This is a genomic window from Pantoea sp. y20, from assembly GCF_054903455.1.
Genome location: NZ_CM142816.1, coordinates 63,642 through 78,936, shown reverse-complemented (window position 1 = coordinate 78,936; position 15,295 = coordinate 63,642). Strand labels below are relative to the sequence as shown.

Below are 15,295 nucleotides of genomic sequence, written 5' to 3'. Positions count from 1 at the left end.
CACCCTGCCAAATCCAGCCATCACTCTCCCACATCAAGACATCAACGGCTGCAACTGCTGATACAAGCGCGCAAACACCTCGCGCTGTGGCTGATACGCCTGATGCCGCGCCGCATCCGGTTGATGCCGCTGCGCCAGTTCCAGCGACGGCCATTCGCTCGCCGGATCAACCGCCAGCTGCGCCAGCCGCGCTGCGCCCAGCGCCGGACCGACTTCGCCGCCGTGACAATAATCCAGCGTTTGCCCGCTGATATCCGCCAGCATCTGACGCCAGTACGCACTTCGCGCGCCGCCGCCAATCAGCATCACGGTTTTCGGCTGCACGCCACACTCATGCACCGCATCCATGCCTTCGGCCAGCGCGAAGCCCACGCCCTCCAGCACCGCGCGCGCCAGTTCTGGCCGGCCATGCTGATGCGTTAAACCAAAGAATGCGCCCTGCGCCTGCGGATTGTTATGCGGCGTGCGCTCGCCAGAAAGATAGGGCAGGAACCACACTGGCGGCACATCGCTGCGCGCTTTTTCCGCCTCACTCAGCAGTTGCGGCACATCGGCGCAGCCGGTTAGCGCCGCCGCCCAATCGAGGCAGGAAGCCGCGCTGAGAATCACCGACATCAGATGCCAGCGCTGCGGCAGCGCGTGGCAAAAGCTGTGCACCGCACGCTGTGGATTGCTGAGATAGCCGTCGCTCACCAGGAAATAGACGCCCGACGTACCGAGCGACAGCATGCCTTGTCCCGGCTCAATCATGCCGACACCCACCGCGCCCGCCGCGTTATCGCCACCGCCCGCCACCAGCGGCACACTTTGCATGCCCCAACGCGCGGCGACATCTGGCAACAAGGTGCCGGTGATCTGATTGCCTTCAAACAGTTGCGGCATCTGGCTACGCTGCAAATCGCAGGCGTTGAGCATCTCATCGCTCCAGTCGCGCTGCGCCACATCCAGCCACATCGTTCCCGCCGCGTCCGACATGTCGCTGGCGAACTCACCGCTCATGCGCAAGCGCAGATAATCCTTTGGCAGCAGCACTTTAGCCACCTGAGCAAAAACCTGCGGCTCATGCTGTTTTACCCACAGCAGCTTAGGTGCGGTAAAGCCGGGCATCATCAGATTGCCTGTGATGCGACGCGAATCCGGCACGCGCTTCTCCAGTTCCTGACACTGCTCGCCGCTGCGCCCGTCATTCCACAAAATCGCCGGACGCAGCACCCGATTCTCGCTATCCAGCAAGGTGGCACCGTGCATCTGCCCGCTCAGGCCAATCGCCTTCACGCCACTAAGATCGTGCTGCTGCGCCAGCGCCTGCATGGCACGATCGGTCGCCCGCCACCAGCTTTCGGCATCTTGCTCGCTCCATAACGGCTGCGGCCGCGACACCTCCAGCGGCGCACTTTCCACTGCAATCACTTTGCCGTGCGCATCCAGCAATACCACTTTCACGCCGGAGGTGCCTAAATCGATGCCGATAACCATGCTGCGCTCCTGAAAAGTTAAAAATCAAACAAGTAGTGATTCACCAGATTCTCCAGCTGTTCCTGGCGTCCACTACGATGCTGTGGATTAAATTGCTGTTGCTGCGCCTGTTCCGCCAGCGCGGCAAGGGAAAATTCTCCCTTCAGGATCTGCTGTCCGAACTCGCCGTTCCAGCCGCTGTAGCGCTGCGCCACACGCTTATCCAGCTCGCCATCCGCCACCATGCGTGCCGCGACTTTCAACGCCAGCGCCATGGTATCCATTGCGCCAATATGGCCGTAGAACAGATCGTATTTATCAGTGCTCTGGCGGCGGACTTTGGCATCAAAGTTTAAGCCGCCGGTGGTGAATCCGCCCGCTTTGATGATTTCGTACAGCACCAGCGCATTCTCTTCCACGCTGACCGGGAACTGGTCGGTATCCCAGCCACACTGCATATCGCCACGGTTAGCATCCACCGAGCCAAAAATGCCCAGCGCAATGGCCGTTGCGATCTCATGATGGAATGAGTGCCCCGCCAGCGTCGCGTGGTTGGCTTCCACATTCACTTTGATCTCTTTCTCCAGCCCGAACTGCTTCAGGAAGCCATAAACTGTCGCGACATCATAGTCATACTGATGTTTCGTCGGCTCCTGTGGCTTGGGTTCAATCAGCAACATGCCGTGGAAACCGATCTTATGTTTGTGCTCCACCACCATCTGCATAAAGCGGCCAATCTGCTCGCGCTCCTGACGCAGGTCGGTATTCAGCAGGGTTTCATACCCTTCACGCCCGCCCCACAGCACATAGTTCTCGCCGCCCAGAGTTTGCGTGGCCTGCATGGCGCTGCACACCTGGCTGGCGGCCCAGGCAAAAATTTCCGGATCCGGATTGGTCGCCGCACCCGCACCGTAACGCGGATGGGTAAAGCAGTTGGCGGTTCCCCACAGCAGTTTCACGCCGGTTTCCTGCTGTTTTTCCAGTAATTTATCGGTCATCACCGCGAAGTTTTCACGATAGCTTTTCAGCGAATCGCCTTCCGGTGAGACATCCACATCGTGGAAGCAGTAATAAGGCACATTCAGTTTATGGAAGAACTCAAAGGCGACATCGGCCTTTTGCTTCGCCAGCTCAAGCGCATCACCCGGCTTCTGCCACGGACGATCAAACGCGCCAACGCCAAACATATCCGCGCCGTTCCAGCAGAAGGTATGCCAGTAACAGGCTGCAAAGCGCAGATGCTCCGCCATGGTTTTACCGAGAATCACCTCGTCCGGGTTGTAATGACGAAACGCCAGAGGATTGCGGGTATTACTCCCTTCATAACGAACGCGATCAAGCTGGTCGAAATAGGCGTGCATAGTTAGCTCCTTAGCATGAGGACCCGAATGGTCAGCTTTGAGCGGTTATTGTGATGATGTAATTTACTGCTGCTCAATTACGATATTTAACACTCAACGTAAGATAATTATTATTTGTGCGCCAGCTCGCAAAATAATGTCGTTATTTTCATTCAGCCTCTCTCACGTCATTTTTTCTGAAAGCGTTGAAATATCGATCGCGCTCATAAAATCGCAAATAAACCAAAAAACGTAATAGCCGGATAAAAATCAGTAATTGATGTCATCTGAAACTCAGGGCAACAATTCATCGGCCTGGTTATCAGCCTTACAACGACAACAGCCTCAACCTACAGGATTAATACCATGAACATGAAAAAATCACTGTTGGCCGCCTGCGCGGCTCTGGCCCTGTTTAGTCACGCGGGTAGCGCTAAAGAAGTCAAAATCGGTATGGCTATTGATGATTTACGTCTGGAACGCTGGCAAAAAGATCGCGATATCTTTGTTAAACAAGCCGAATCACTGGGCGCCAAAGTGTTTGTGCAATCGGCCAACGGCAACGAAGAAACGCAGATGTCGCAAATTGAAAATATGATCAATCGCGGCGTCGATGTATTGGTCATCATTCCTTATAACGGCCAGGTTTTAAGTAACGTGGTGGCGGAAGCGAAACGTGAAGGCATTAAAGTGCTGGCGTATGACCGCATGATAAATAACGCCGATATTGATTTTTATATCTCATTCGATAATGAGAAAGTGGGCGAATTACAGGCCGAAAGTATTGTGAAGCAAGTACCAAAAGGTAATTACTTCCTGATGGGTGGCTCGCCGGTGGATAATAACGCGCGCCTGTTCCGTGCCGGTCAGATGAAAGTGTTAAAACCTTATATTGATAATGGCAGCATTAAAGTGGTCGGCGATCAGTGGGTTGATGCGTGGCTGCCGGAAAATGCGCTGAAAATAATGGAGAACGCCTTAACCGCAAACAGCAACCACATTGATGCCGTTGTGGCGTCGAATGATGCCACCGCAGGCGGTGCGATTCAGGCATTAAGCGCGCAGGGACTTTCCGGCAAAGTCGCGATCTCCGGCCAGGATGCCGATCTCGCCGCCATCAAACGCATTATGAACGGCACGCAAACCATGACGGTTTACAAACCCATCACCGAACTGGCGACTGAAGCAGCCAAAATCGCGGTGGAACTCGGTGACGACAAACAACCCGCCAGCAACAGCAAGCTGAATAATGGCCTGAAAGATGTGCCATCGCGCCTGCTGAATCCTATTCCGGTGAACAAAGACAACATTGAAAGCACGGTAGTTAAAGACGGCTTCCACAAGCAGAGCGAACTCTGAGGCGCGAGCCCGTAAAGGAGAGAGGCCGATGTTGCTGGAAATGAACCATATCACCAAGCGTTTCGGCGCGGTGAAAGCCCTGGATGACGTGAGCCTGCAGCTGGAAGCCGGTGAAGTGATGTCGCTGTGCGGCGAAAACGGCTCGGGGAAATCGACCCTGATGAAGATCCTGTGCGGGCTGTATCCGCACGGTGACTTTGAAGGCAGTATCCATTTTGCGGGCGACGAGATTCAGGCGCAGACCATTCGTGATACCGAACGCAAAGGGATCGTGATCATCCATCAAGAGCTGGCGCTGGTGCGGCAGCTGACGGTGATGGAGAACATTTTCCTCGGCGCAGAGCTGGGACGTTTCGGCATGGTGGATGACGAAACCATGACGTTGCGTTGCCAGCAGCTGCTGGAGCGGGTCAAGCTGCAGGTATCGCCGGATACGCGCGTCGGCGAACTGGGATTAGGCCAGCAACAGCTGGTGGAGATTGCACGCGCCTTGAATAAACAGGTGCGCCTGCTGATCCTCGACGAACCGACCTCTTCGCTCACCGAACAGGAAACGGAGGTGCTGCTTAGCATCATCAAAAACCTGCGCGAACATGGCATCGCCTGCATCTACATTTCGCACAAACTCAACGAGGTAAAAGCGATTTCGGACACCGTCTGCGTGATCCGCGACGGTCAGCATATCGCGACCCGCGCGGCCGCCGGGCTGAGTGAGGATGACATCATCACCATGATGGTCGGGCGCGAGCTGACGGCGCTCTATCCGCATAGCCCACACGAGATTGGCGAAACCCTGTTGCAGGTAGAGAACCTCACGGCGTGGCATCCCATCAACCGCCATATCCGCCGGGTGGATAACGTCTCTTTTAGCCTGAAGCGCGGCGAAATTCTTGGCATTGCCGGGCTGGTTGGTGCCGGGCGAACCGAAACCGTGCAGTGTCTGTTTGGCGTTTGGCCGGGACGCTGGCAGGGCGATATTCATATCAACGGCAAGAAAGTCCGTATCAAGGACTGCCGCGCCGCCATCGCGCACGGCATCGCGATGGTGCCGGAAGATCGCAAAAAGGATGGCATCGTGCCGCTAATGGGCGTGGGCAAAAACATTACGCTGGCCGCGCTGGACCAATTTAGCCCCCGGCTTTCGCTGCTGGATGACGCGCAGGAACAACAGGCAATTAATCAGGCCATTACGCGATTGCGGGTGAAAACCTCGTCGGCGGAACTGCCGATTGGTCGCCTGAGCGGCGGCAATCAACAGAAAGCGATCCTCGCTAAATGCCTGCTGCTCAATCCAAAAATCTTAATTCTTGATGAGCCTACACGCGGCATTGATGTGGGCGCGCGCCAGGAAATCTATCTGCTGATCAATTCGCTAGTGCAGCAAGGGATTGCCGTGATTGTCATTTCGTCTGAGCTGCCCGAAGTGCTGGGCCTGAGCGATCGGGTTTTGGTGATGCATGAAGGCAAAATCAAAGCCGATCTGATTAACGATAACCTGACTCAGGAGCAGGTGATGGAAGCCGCCCTGCGGAGTGAACACTATGTTTAAGACCGAAAGTACGCAACGCGGCCTCACTACGCCGGGTAAAGGTGCGCCAGGTAAATTCTCGCTGCCAAATCTGCAGGTGCTGGTGATGCTGGGTGCGATTGTGCTAATCGCCCTGTTCTTCACCTGGACCACCGACGGTGCCTGGCTCAGCGCACGTAATGTTTCCAACCTGCTGCGCCAGACCGCCATCACCGGCATTCTTGCGGTCGGCATGGTGTTCGTCATTATCTCTGCGGAGATCGATCTCTCGGTGGGTTCGATGATGGGGTTGCTCGGCGGTGCTGCAGCTATCTTTGACGTCTGGCTCGGTTGGCCGCTGCCGCTCACCATCGTCGTGACTTTGGTGATGGGTTTGCTGCTCGGCACCTGGAACGGCTGGTGGGTGGCTTATCGCAAAGTTCCGTCGTTTATTGTCACGCTGGCGGGGATGCTGGCGTTTCGCGGCATTCTGGTCGGCATCACCGATGGCACCACGGTAGCGCCTACCAGCCCGGCGATGTCGCAGATTGGCCAAAGCTATCTGCCTGGCGGGATCGGATTTGGCTTCGGCTTTGCTGGCCTGGCGCTGTTTATCCTCTGGCAATGGCGCTTGCGTCTGCGTCGCCAACAGCTTGGTCTGGCGCAAACTTCCGTCAGCGGTGCGCTGGTGCGACAGGTTGTCACCGCTGTTCTGGTGTTAGGCGCGATCTGGCTGCTCAACGATTATCGCGGCGTGCCAACGCCGGTCTTGCTGCTGGCGCTGCTGCTGCTCGGCGGCATGTTTATGGCGACGCGCACGGCCTTTGGTCGCCGGATTTATGCCATCGGTGGCAACCTGGATGCCGCGCGCCTTTCCGGCATTAATGTGGCCCGCACCAAGCTGGCGGTTTTCGCCATCAATGGCGTGATGGTGGCGATTGCTGGCCTGATCCTGAGCTCACGCCTTGGCGCGGGTTCGCCTTCGGCAGGCAACATTGCCGAGCTGGATGCTATCGCCGCCTGTGTGATTGGCGGCACCAGCCTGGCGGGCGGCGTTGGCTCGGTGGCGGGCGCGGTCATCGGCGCATTTATCATGGCGTCGCTGGATAACGGCATGAGCATGATGGATGTCCCGACCTTTTGGCAGTACATCGTCAAGGGCGCCATTCTGCTACTGGCGGTGTGGATGGATACTGCGACGCGCCGACGGGTGTAATCGCGTGGGGGATCACAATGTGGTGCAAATTCTTTCTGCTGTCCGTCGTGCCATGCTATGCAAGGTGCTGTCGATTTAGGAGAGTGCGCCACGATGCATGAGAAACGCTTTCGCATTACGTTGCTGTTCAACGCCAATAAGGTCTATGACCGCCAGGTGGTTGAGGGCGTCGGTGAGTATTTACAGGCATCACAAACGGATTGGGACATTTTCATTGAAGAGGATTTTCGTTGCCGCATCGACAATATCCGTGAATGGCTGGGCGACGGGGTTATCGCCGATTACGACGATCCCTCGATTGAAAAACTGCTGGCAAACGTGTCGGTGCCGATTGTCGGCGTCGGCGGATCGTACCATCAGCCGCAGGACTATCCGCCGGTGCATTACATCGCCACCGACAACGCCGCGCTGGTCGAGAGCGCCTTTTTGCATTTGAAAGAGAAAGGCGTGAACCGCTTTGCATTCTATGGCTTGCCCGCAGCCAGCGGCAAACGCTGGGCGCAAGAGCGTGAACATGCGTTTCGCCAGCTGGTGGCGCGCGAGCGTTATCAGGGCGTGGTTTATCAGGGCATGGAAACGGCACCAGAAAACTGGCAGCACGCTCAGAACCGCCTGGCTGACTGGCTACAAACCCTGCCGCAGCAAACCGGCATCATCGCCGTCACCGATGCCCGCGCGCGCCATCTGCTGCAGGCCTGTGAATATCTCAAAATCCCGGTGCCGGAAAAGCTCACGGTAATCGGGATTGATAACGAGGAACTGACGCGTTATCTGTCGCGCGTGGCGCTCTCGTCCGTGGCGCAGGGTTCACGCCAGATGGGTTATCAGGCGGCAAAACTGCTGCATCGCCTGCTGGATAATCAGCCTCTGCAACTGCAACGAATTCTGGTTCCACCGGTAAAAGTGATTGCGCGCCGCTCCACCGATTTCCGCTCCTTGCACGATCCTGCGGTGATTCAGGCGATGCATTACATCCGCTTTAACGCCTGCAAAGGCATTAAAGTTGAACAAGTGCTGGATGCCATCGGCATCTCACGATCGAATCTGGAAAAACGCTTCCGTGATGAAACCGGCGACACCATTCACGCCATGATTCACCGCGAAAAACTGGAGAAAGCACGCGAGCTGCTGGCGTGTTCTTCGCTGAGCATCAATGAGATCTCACAAATGTGTGGTTACCCGTCGCTGCAATATTTCTATTCGGTGTTTAAAAAGAGTTACGCCAATACGCCGAAGGAGTATCGGCAACTTCACGGTGAAAACGTGCTGTGACGCACGGCTGAGATCAAGAATTCCGCCGCGATTGTCGCTATACTCCTGCGGCATCTTCAAAGGAAGATCGTCGTCTCCGGTGAGGCGGCCGGATTTCAAATCCGGTTGGGGCCGCCAGCGGTCCTGGGCAGGTTCGACTCCTGTGATCTTCCGCCACTCTCTTTCTTTTCACGTCAATACTCGTTAATCAAAACTATTAAAATCTGCAAGTTAGGTTGAAACCTTACTCTTCTGATGTCACTCTACGTCTACTCAAATCTACCCCCATTATGGGGTATTTAAGGGGGTTTAAAACTACCCCTAAGAATTGATACCCCCAAAAGGAGACGGGATGCCCCTAACCGACGTCAAGGTGCGCACAGCAAAGCCCCAGGATAAACCTTACAAGCTCGCGGACGGCGGCGGCCTGTATTTGCTGGTCAATCCCAACGGTTCCCGATACTGGCGAATGAAGTACCGAGTTTTAGGACGTGAGAAGTTACTATCTATCGGTGTTTATCCTGACGTGCCGCTTGCTTTAGCACGCCAGAAACGAGATGAAGCCAGACGCAGCCTTGCTGCCGGAGATGATCCTGGCGCGATTAAGAAGGCACAAAAACAAGCCAAAAAAATCGCTACCGCAAACACTTTCGAGGCAATTGCGCGAGAGTGGCACAAAGCTAAGGCTGACCGTTGGTCACTACGTTATCGCGAAGAGATTCTTGATACCTTTGAAAAGGATATTTTTCCCTACATAGGGATCAAGCCCATTGCTGAGATTAAGCCGCTAGAACTACTTGAAACACTCAAAAGAATGGAAAAACGCGGCGCTCTAGAGAAGATGCGCAAAGTGCGTCAGCGGTGTGGGGAAGTTTTCCGCTATGCGATCATTACGGGACGTGCTGAATATAATCCTGCGCCCGACTTAGCAAGCGCTTTAGCAGTACATAAAAAGCAGCATTTACCTTTTCTAAATGTACTGGAGCTGCCTGCATTTTTAAGAGATTTAGCAGGATATACGGGAAGCATAATCACCAAAACAGCGACTTATTTAATTATGTATACCGGCGTTAGAACTCAAGAACTACGCTTCGCCCGCTGGCAAGATATTGACCTCGAAAATGCAATTTGGGAGGTGCCAGCGGAACACATGAAAATGCGCCGCCCTCATAAAGTACCTCTCTCAAGACAAGCTGTATCGATTTTAAAACAATTGCAGCCAATAACGGGGCAATATCCGCTTGTATTCATCGGAAGAAATGACCAGAAGAAGCCAATTAGCAAAGAAAGCATCAATCAAGTAATTGAGCTTTTAGGGTACAAAGGTAGGCTTACTGGACATGGCTTTAGGCATACCATGAGTACGATTTTGCATGAGAAGGGGTTTAATTCTGCTTGGATTGAAATGCAACTGGCTCACGTTGACCGTAATGCAATTAGGGGCACTTACAATCACGCGCAATATTTAGATGGTCGCAGAGAGATGTTGCAATGGTATGCGGATTATTTAAACCAGATTGGAGAGGTTTGATATGGATTTCCTTAAAATAAAGAATACAGAATCTCTTTTACGCGACCAGTATCAATTATCAGAAGCAGCCAAAATTATTGGCTGTGACGTAAAAGATATACTCTGGTTTGCATTCAACAAAGGGATTGAACTTTGCATGGAGTTTCATGATGACGATCTTGATGTTTCATGCTCATTAACGGCACATGTTGAAAACGACTTACTAATTAAAAGTTTAGAATGCTTACCAAGAGACGAAAAAGGATATTATTGTTTATCTGAAAGTAGTTCTATACGCATCGATGATGTTGATAAAAAGTGTGATCAGAATGGATTTATAAAATGCTATATGAAAGGGCTTTTTTGTATAGATAATGACTACAAAGATGCTTTGGTTAAATATGAAGGGCAGCCAAATGAATGGCCATCTTATTTCACCCCATCGGAAGGAAGTAATTTTAAATTCCCAATAGTTATATATGTGAACTATGATGAGAGGAATAACTATTATTTATCAGATACTCTATGGATTACGAAAAATCAAATTTCAAAATTCTTAGATGCTATTCGAGATGAAAAAAAACCAAAGAAACCGTTGAATAATTACAAAGCGCAGTCTGATGCGCAAAAGCAAAAACATGCAATTCCCAGAGTTGAAGTTCTGATGGCTGTAGTTTCGCTCTATCACCGAGATATGAAACTCAGACGGGAAAGTCCAGCAGCCATTACTGAACACCTCTTCCATCATGCTAAAGAATTTTGGCCTGAAAATGGCGAGCCACCACTTAGCTTTGACACTATCGTCAGTCTACTCAGAAGCTGCATTAAGAAAGATGGATTAACATTCTGATAACAAAAATAGTGACTAATGCGATTGTATTTTCTTTGCTTTAGTCACATTTCCCTGCCCTAATTTCGATGCTTAAATTTTCCGTATTGAAGCGAGTAGACATGAACATACGGAGAATGAACTATGACCCCTTCCACCAATATCGTGACTGCACAGCGCCCTTCTATGGATGCTTTGATCGATATGAAATTTATCACCGCTGACTGCATGTTAAGTGACAAATGGATTTATCGCCTTATCTCACAAGACCGCTTTCCCCGTCCCATCAAAATTGGCCGTATGTCGCGCTGGCGTGCAGCCGATTATTACGGGTGGCGTGATCAGCATGAAACATGTTCCATCGAGAAATTCGAGGACATGAGAAGACAAGCTAAGAAACTGCAGCGGGCAAGTAATTAAGCGGCTTGAGAGAAAGCCGCGAAAGGAAAAATCTTTATCAAGATCGATTTTGCGCGTACTTGCGATCATTAACCATTAGGATCAATTCCGCGTGATTGCAGCTCTTTACGCAATACGCGTTTTATCCATGCAGCCAGAGCAGTATCACCATCTTTACGCATTTCTGTTTCGAGCTGCTGCCGAAATTCATCTGTTAAACGCATCTGAAATGGAGGAGAACGTTTTTCTTGTGGTGTTGACATGGTAATTACCCTAACTTATGATGACCTACATGGTAATTACCATTGTAGTTATCATAATCCTAAAAAACAATGCCCGCTTGTGCTGCAACACATAACGGGCATCTAACCAAACATGCTAGGAGCAATATTATGGCTAAACCAAAGTCTACCTGGATATTTGCGGCAATCAACCGTTCTCAGTTGTCCTGTCGCCCGGTAATGCTGCGTGTTACCGCCAGTGACGAATACAGCGCGCGACGCCGTCTGGCGGCTGACTACATCCTGCTCTTTGCGGGCCGTCTGCCCTGCCGTGGAGGCGTTCATGCGTGAATATCCGCAGCGCGGCGAAATCTGGCAGCACAGTCAGGGCTGGACGGTCACCATCATCCGCTTTACCTCCCTGCCCGTATCTGCCTTTACGGCCACGCCTGAATTCAGTCAGGAAGTGCTCTATCGCTATGACAGCGACGGTCAGGTGACGTCTGCTCCGCTGGCGTGGTTTGAAGAAAGCTACACGCGAGTCAGCGAACCGCCACGGCGCAATGCTGAAATTGCCGGTGGACAGGGCGGCTTCAGCCCGCTTGCCCTGCACCCGTCCGTGCAGTTTGAGCGCTGGCGCGAGCGGGTTGTACAGCAGCCCGCCGAACCGGACGCCAGCCACTACTCAAACTACCTCTGACACACAGCCAGCTTTAACGGAGTAAACCATGACAGTTTCATTCGGGCACAACGGTGCTCAGGGCATCCCCTTGCCTGAAAACGGTAATTTTTCCGCCTTTGTCTACGGCCTGCCGGAAGACGCATTTGAGAAGCTGACCCGCGCAAAGGAGGCCTGTGACCTGCTCCAGCTCCTGTTTTCCGAACATCCCTGCTCGGGTTCATTCACCACGCACAGCGTGCCCGGCGTTGCCGCGCTGATGGAGTACCTGCGCGCCGACCTGAACGACGTCACGCGCTGCTGCGCACTGATTGAGGAGGTCCGCGCATGAAGAAGCCACAGGTATCCGTGTTCCCGCCGGAGCTGACCACGGCGCTTTATCGTCGCGCCATCGCCTCCGCATGGCGGGCTAAGCATCTGGCCGACACCGGCAGCGAAATGCGCGGCCCGCACCGCATGACGGTGGAGCGCATCGAGATGGCCATCGCGCTGCACGTTGAGAGCGCGATGGTGAATGAGTACGGCGAAGCGCGCGGCGCGGCTGCGGCGCTGGCGCTCCTTACCGACATGGTGGAGCCGACACTGCTGACCGCGCCGCCGGCACTGACTAAGCGCGGTTGCGAGGTCATGACCGAACTGTACCGCACGCTTCCGGCGGCTTTTGAAAAGTTCTGCGACACCGGCGCGTCGCTTTACCGGCATTAAGGAGGGGTTATGACAGTACAGTCAGTATCAGACATTACTGCCGCCGCGCGCGGCCGCTGGCCGGTCATTCTTCAGATGCTCGGCGTGAGCGTGCCCGACGGCGGCAGACACGGCCCCTGCCCTAAGTGTGAAGGTAAAGACCGTTTCCGCCTGGATGACCTTGAAGGCCGGGGTACGTGGATTTGCAGCCACTGCGGCCACGGTGACGGCCTTGACCTGGTGAAGCTGGTGACGGGCAAGGGCGTAAAGCAGGCCGCGCAGGAGGTGGCGCAGGTGCTGGACGTGCGTGACGTGCAGGACATGCCGGTTAAGCCTGCCAGAGAAAAAGCCTCTAAACGCGATATGGCCGCCGCCGTCGGCGCGCTGGTGAAAGCCAGCCACAGCGGTGAAAGCGCCTACCTCGCGGCCAAAGGTTTTGCCGGTTATCCGGCCTGCCTCACCGGGAGCACGCAGCGCATCAGCGGCACGGCCTTCCCGCCGGGTTCGCTGCTGCTGCCGCTGACCACATCAGACGGTGCGGTGACCGGCGCACAACTGATTGCCCCCCCGGGTGAAAAGAGCCTGCTGCCCGGCAGCACCATGAAGGGTGCGTTTGTGGCGCTCAGCCCGTTGCCGCCTGAGCCGCCGGTGCAGCTGGTCATCACCGAAGGCTATGCCACCGCACTGACGGTGAGCCAGCTGACCGCCGGGTGCGTCGTGGCCGCAATCTCGGCGGGGAACCTGCCGAACGTGGCGCAGGCGCTGCGGGCGCGCTGGCCGGAGGTGAAAATTGTCATCGCCGGTGACAACGACTTTCAGGATGCGGGTGAGAACCCCGGCAAAGCGTTTGCGGAGAAGGCAGCAAAAGCCGTCAGTGGCTGGGTGAGCCTGCCGCCGGGCGAAATTAAAGCCGACTGGAACGACTTTCACCGGGAGCACGGCGTGACCCGCGCCCGTGAAGCGTTCCGTAACGGTCTGGTGTTGTGCGGTGAGGGACGCACGCAGCTGCCGCACGGGTTCCGGCTGACGCAGGAGTATCTCTGGTACGAAAAGCAGGTGCAGCGCAACGGCGAAACGGAAATCCAGAACGTCAAAATCTGCAACCCGCTGCGCGTCACGGCCATCACCTGCGACGCCGACGGCGGCAACTTTGGCCGCCTGCTGGAATGGGAGGACACCTGGGGAGAGCGCCGCCGGTGGGCCATGCCGATGGAGATGCTGAGCGGCAGTGGCGAGGAGCTGCGCCGCGTGCTTCTGGTCAACGGCCTGTCTTACATCAGCACCACCGGCGAGGCCCGCGCCCGCCTGATGGAATACATCTCGCTGTGCAAGCCGGAGCGCCGCGTGACCTGCGTAAGCCGCACCGGCTGGCACGGTCAGGTTTACGTCCTTCAGGACGAGGTGAGCGGAGAAGGTGCAGACGGCGTCATTCTCCAGACCACCTCCGTGCAGGGGCGGGACTTCCGCGTGTCAGGCTCCGTTGATGAGTGGCGCGAGCACGTTTCCCGCTTCTGCACCGGTAACTCACGCGTGGCGTTCGCGGTCAGCCTCGCCTTTGCCGCCCCGCTGCTGCGGCTGGTCGGCATGGACGGCGGCGGCTATCACCTCAAGGGAGAATCGACGGACGGCAAGACCACCACCATGAAGGCGGCCACCTCCGTGTGCGGCGGGCCGGACTACTGGCAGACGTGGCGCGCGACCGGCAACGCGCTCGAGGGCTGCGCCAGCCGCCGCAACGACGCGGCCATGATGCTCGACGAAATCCGCGAGGTGGACGGGCGCGAGGCGGGCAACATCGCCTACATGCTGGCAAACGGTCAGGGTAAGGGCCGCGCCGGTACGGATGGCGAGCTGCGCACCCGCAAGCAGTGGCGCCTGCTGTTCTTCTCCACCGGGGAGCTGTCCCTGACCGAGCACGCCGCAAAAGCCGGTGAGCGCACCTTTGCCGGGATGGAGGTGAGGATGATCCAGATACCCAGCGATTCCGGGAAGTTTGGCGTGTTTGAGGAGCTGCACGGCTTTGAGAGCGGAAAGGCGCTGGCCGAGCATCTGGAATGGGCCACGGCCAGCTACTACGGCGCGCCGTTCCGCGAGTGGCTGAAGGCGCTGACCGCAGACCTGAACGGGCTGACGGCGCAGGCTAAAACCCTGCTGAAGGAGTACACCGCCGCCCTGACCCCGCAGGACGCGGGCAATCAGGTGGGCCGCGCGGTTAACCGTTTTGCCCTGGTGGCAATGGCCGGAGAGCTGGCGACCCGCCTTGGCATCACCGGCTGGCAGGAAGGTGAAGCGCTGCGGGCAACCCGCGTTTGCCTGAATGCCTGGCTTAAAGACCGCGGGCATACCGCCAACCAGGAAGACATTGCCGCGCTGGAGCAGGTACGCAGCTTCTTTACCGCGAACCAGTACAGTCGCTTTGCCGACTGGCACGACGAGCGCAACCGTCCCGGCAACATGGTGGGCTGGCGCAGGGTGGATAAGGGCAACACCGCGCAGGGCACCGAGGCGGTGACGACGTTCTACGTCATGCCGTCCGGGTGGAAGGAAATATGCAGGGGGTTTGACCCGCGCAAGGTGGCGCGCCTCTGCGCGGACCGGGGTTATCTGCTGGCCTCTGCCGACGGCAAGCTACAGACCAGCATCCGCCCGCCAGAGATGAACGTGCGCAGGCTCTACGTTTTTAACAGCGAGGTGCCGGGCTGACGTGAAGGGCTTTGCGTGAGTCTTATTTTTAAAGGGTAACAGGTGTAACTGGTGTAACAGCGGCATCCGGTAAGGGCTGAGGCTGTTACACCTGACAAAAAGATGAGGTGTAACGGGTGTAACAGTACCCGTCCCCTGCTGT

The 15,295-nt window shown here is 55.6% G+C and carries 15 protein-coding genes and 1 tRNA gene; 13 read left to right on the top strand and 3 right to left on the bottom strand.

Going from position 1 to position 15,295, the window contains the following annotated elements; all coding sequences use genetic code 11:
* Positions 1 to 33: 33 nt before the first annotated feature.
* Both xylB and xylA read right to left on the bottom strand, forming a co-directional pair.
* Positions 34 to 1,476: a xylulokinase gene (xylB, locus tag ACYAC5_RS00390; protein ID WP_462062205.1), complete on the bottom strand. Its 1,443-nt coding sequence runs from the start codon at positions 1,474 to 1,476 to the stop codon at positions 34 to 36.
* Positions 1,477 to 1,493: 17 nt separating this feature from the next.
* Positions 1,494 to 2,816 (bottom strand): xylose isomerase, encoded by a 1,323-nt coding sequence (gene xylA / locus ACYAC5_RS00385; RefSeq protein WP_061719300.1) that lies wholly within the window; start codon positions 2,814 to 2,816, stop codon positions 1,494 to 1,496.
* A 345-nt stretch (positions 2,817 to 3,161) separates the two neighbouring features.
* On the opposite strand from xylA, the gene xylF reads away from it, so the two are divergent.
* From xylF to ACYAC5_RS00345, 8 genes are all read left to right on the top strand, one after another.
* A complete protein-coding gene (xylF, locus tag ACYAC5_RS00380) occupies positions 3,162 to 4,154 on the top strand; it encodes a D-xylose ABC transporter substrate-binding protein (RefSeq protein ID WP_101763858.1) in 993 nt (330 codons plus the stop codon).
* A gap of 28 nt (positions 4,155 to 4,182) precedes the next feature.
* A complete protein-coding gene (locus tag ACYAC5_RS00375) occupies positions 4,183 to 5,703 on the top strand; it encodes a xylose ABC transporter ATP-binding protein (protein WP_192236833.1) in 1,521 nt (506 codons plus the stop codon).
* On the top strand, positions 5,696 to 6,877 hold the full coding sequence (xylH, locus tag ACYAC5_RS00370; protein WP_101763860.1) for a xylose ABC transporter permease XylH: 1,182 nt from the start codon (positions 5,696 to 5,698) through the stop codon (positions 6,875 to 6,877). The genes ACYAC5_RS00375 and xylH overlap by 8 nt, the downstream gene beginning before the upstream one ends.
* Before the next feature lie 93 nt (positions 6,878 to 6,970).
* Positions 6,971 to 8,149, top strand: a complete 1,179-nt coding sequence (xylR, locus tag ACYAC5_RS00365) for a D-xylose utilization transcriptional activator XylR (protein ID WP_061719296.1) — start codon at positions 6,971 to 6,973, stop codon at positions 8,147 to 8,149.
* A gap of 61 nt (positions 8,150 to 8,210) precedes the next feature.
* Positions 8,211 to 8,305, top strand: a tRNA-Sec gene (locus ACYAC5_RS00360).
* Positions 8,306 to 8,480: 175 nt separating this feature from the next.
* Positions 8,481 to 9,659 carry a tyrosine-type recombinase/integrase gene (locus tag ACYAC5_RS00355; protein WP_462062204.1) on the top strand — a complete coding sequence of 393 codons (1,179 nt, stop codon included), beginning with the start codon at positions 8,481 to 8,483 and terminating at the stop codon, positions 9,657 to 9,659.
* 1 nt (position 9,660) lies between these two features.
* Positions 9,661 to 10,488, top strand: coding sequence for a hypothetical protein (locus ACYAC5_RS00350; RefSeq protein WP_462062203.1), 828 nt, complete (start codon positions 9,661 to 9,663; stop codon positions 10,486 to 10,488).
* A gap of 123 nt (positions 10,489 to 10,611) precedes the next feature.
* Entirely contained in the window at positions 10,612 to 10,887 is a 276-nt protein-coding gene (locus ACYAC5_RS00345; protein ID WP_265301492.1) for a helix-turn-helix transcriptional regulator, read from the top strand.
* A 68-nt stretch (positions 10,888 to 10,955) separates the two neighbouring features.
* Here ACYAC5_RS00345 and ACYAC5_RS00340 read toward each other — a convergent pair whose 3' ends face one another.
* On the bottom strand, positions 10,956 to 11,129 hold the full coding sequence (locus ACYAC5_RS00340; protein ID WP_162873165.1) for a hypothetical protein: 174 nt from the start codon (positions 11,127 to 11,129) through the stop codon (positions 10,956 to 10,958).
* Positions 11,130 to 11,258: 129 nt separating this feature from the next.
* Between ACYAC5_RS00340 and ACYAC5_RS00335 the strand changes: the two genes are divergently transcribed.
* Genes ACYAC5_RS00335 through ACYAC5_RS00315 form a run of 5 tightly spaced genes read left to right on the top strand, consistent with a single transcriptional unit; the run spans position 11,259 to position 15,153 of the window.
* A complete protein-coding gene (locus ACYAC5_RS00335) occupies positions 11,259 to 11,438 on the top strand; it encodes a host cell division inhibitor Icd-like protein (RefSeq protein WP_265301487.1) in 180 nt (59 codons plus the stop codon).
* Entirely contained in the window at positions 11,431 to 11,787 is a 357-nt protein-coding gene (locus ACYAC5_RS00330) for a hypothetical protein (RefSeq protein ID WP_265301486.1), read from the top strand. The genes ACYAC5_RS00335 and ACYAC5_RS00330 overlap by 8 nt, the downstream gene beginning before the upstream one ends.
* Positions 11,788 to 11,815: 28 nt before the next feature.
* Positions 11,816 to 12,097 (top strand): hypothetical protein, encoded by a 282-nt coding sequence (locus tag ACYAC5_RS00325; protein ID WP_462062202.1) that lies wholly within the window; start codon positions 11,816 to 11,818, stop codon positions 12,095 to 12,097.
* The gene (locus ACYAC5_RS00320) at positions 12,094 to 12,471 is read left to right on the top strand and encodes a DUF5375 domain-containing protein (protein ID WP_262264905.1); all 378 of its coding nucleotides are present in this window, start codon (positions 12,094 to 12,096) and stop codon (positions 12,469 to 12,471) included. The genes ACYAC5_RS00325 and ACYAC5_RS00320 overlap by 4 nt, the downstream gene beginning before the upstream one ends.
* Before the next feature lie 9 nt (positions 12,472 to 12,480).
* Positions 12,481 to 15,153, top strand: coding sequence for a DUF927 domain-containing protein (locus tag ACYAC5_RS00315; protein ID WP_462062201.1), 2,673 nt, complete (start codon positions 12,481 to 12,483; stop codon positions 15,151 to 15,153).
* Positions 15,154 to 15,295: the final 142 nt, after the last annotated feature.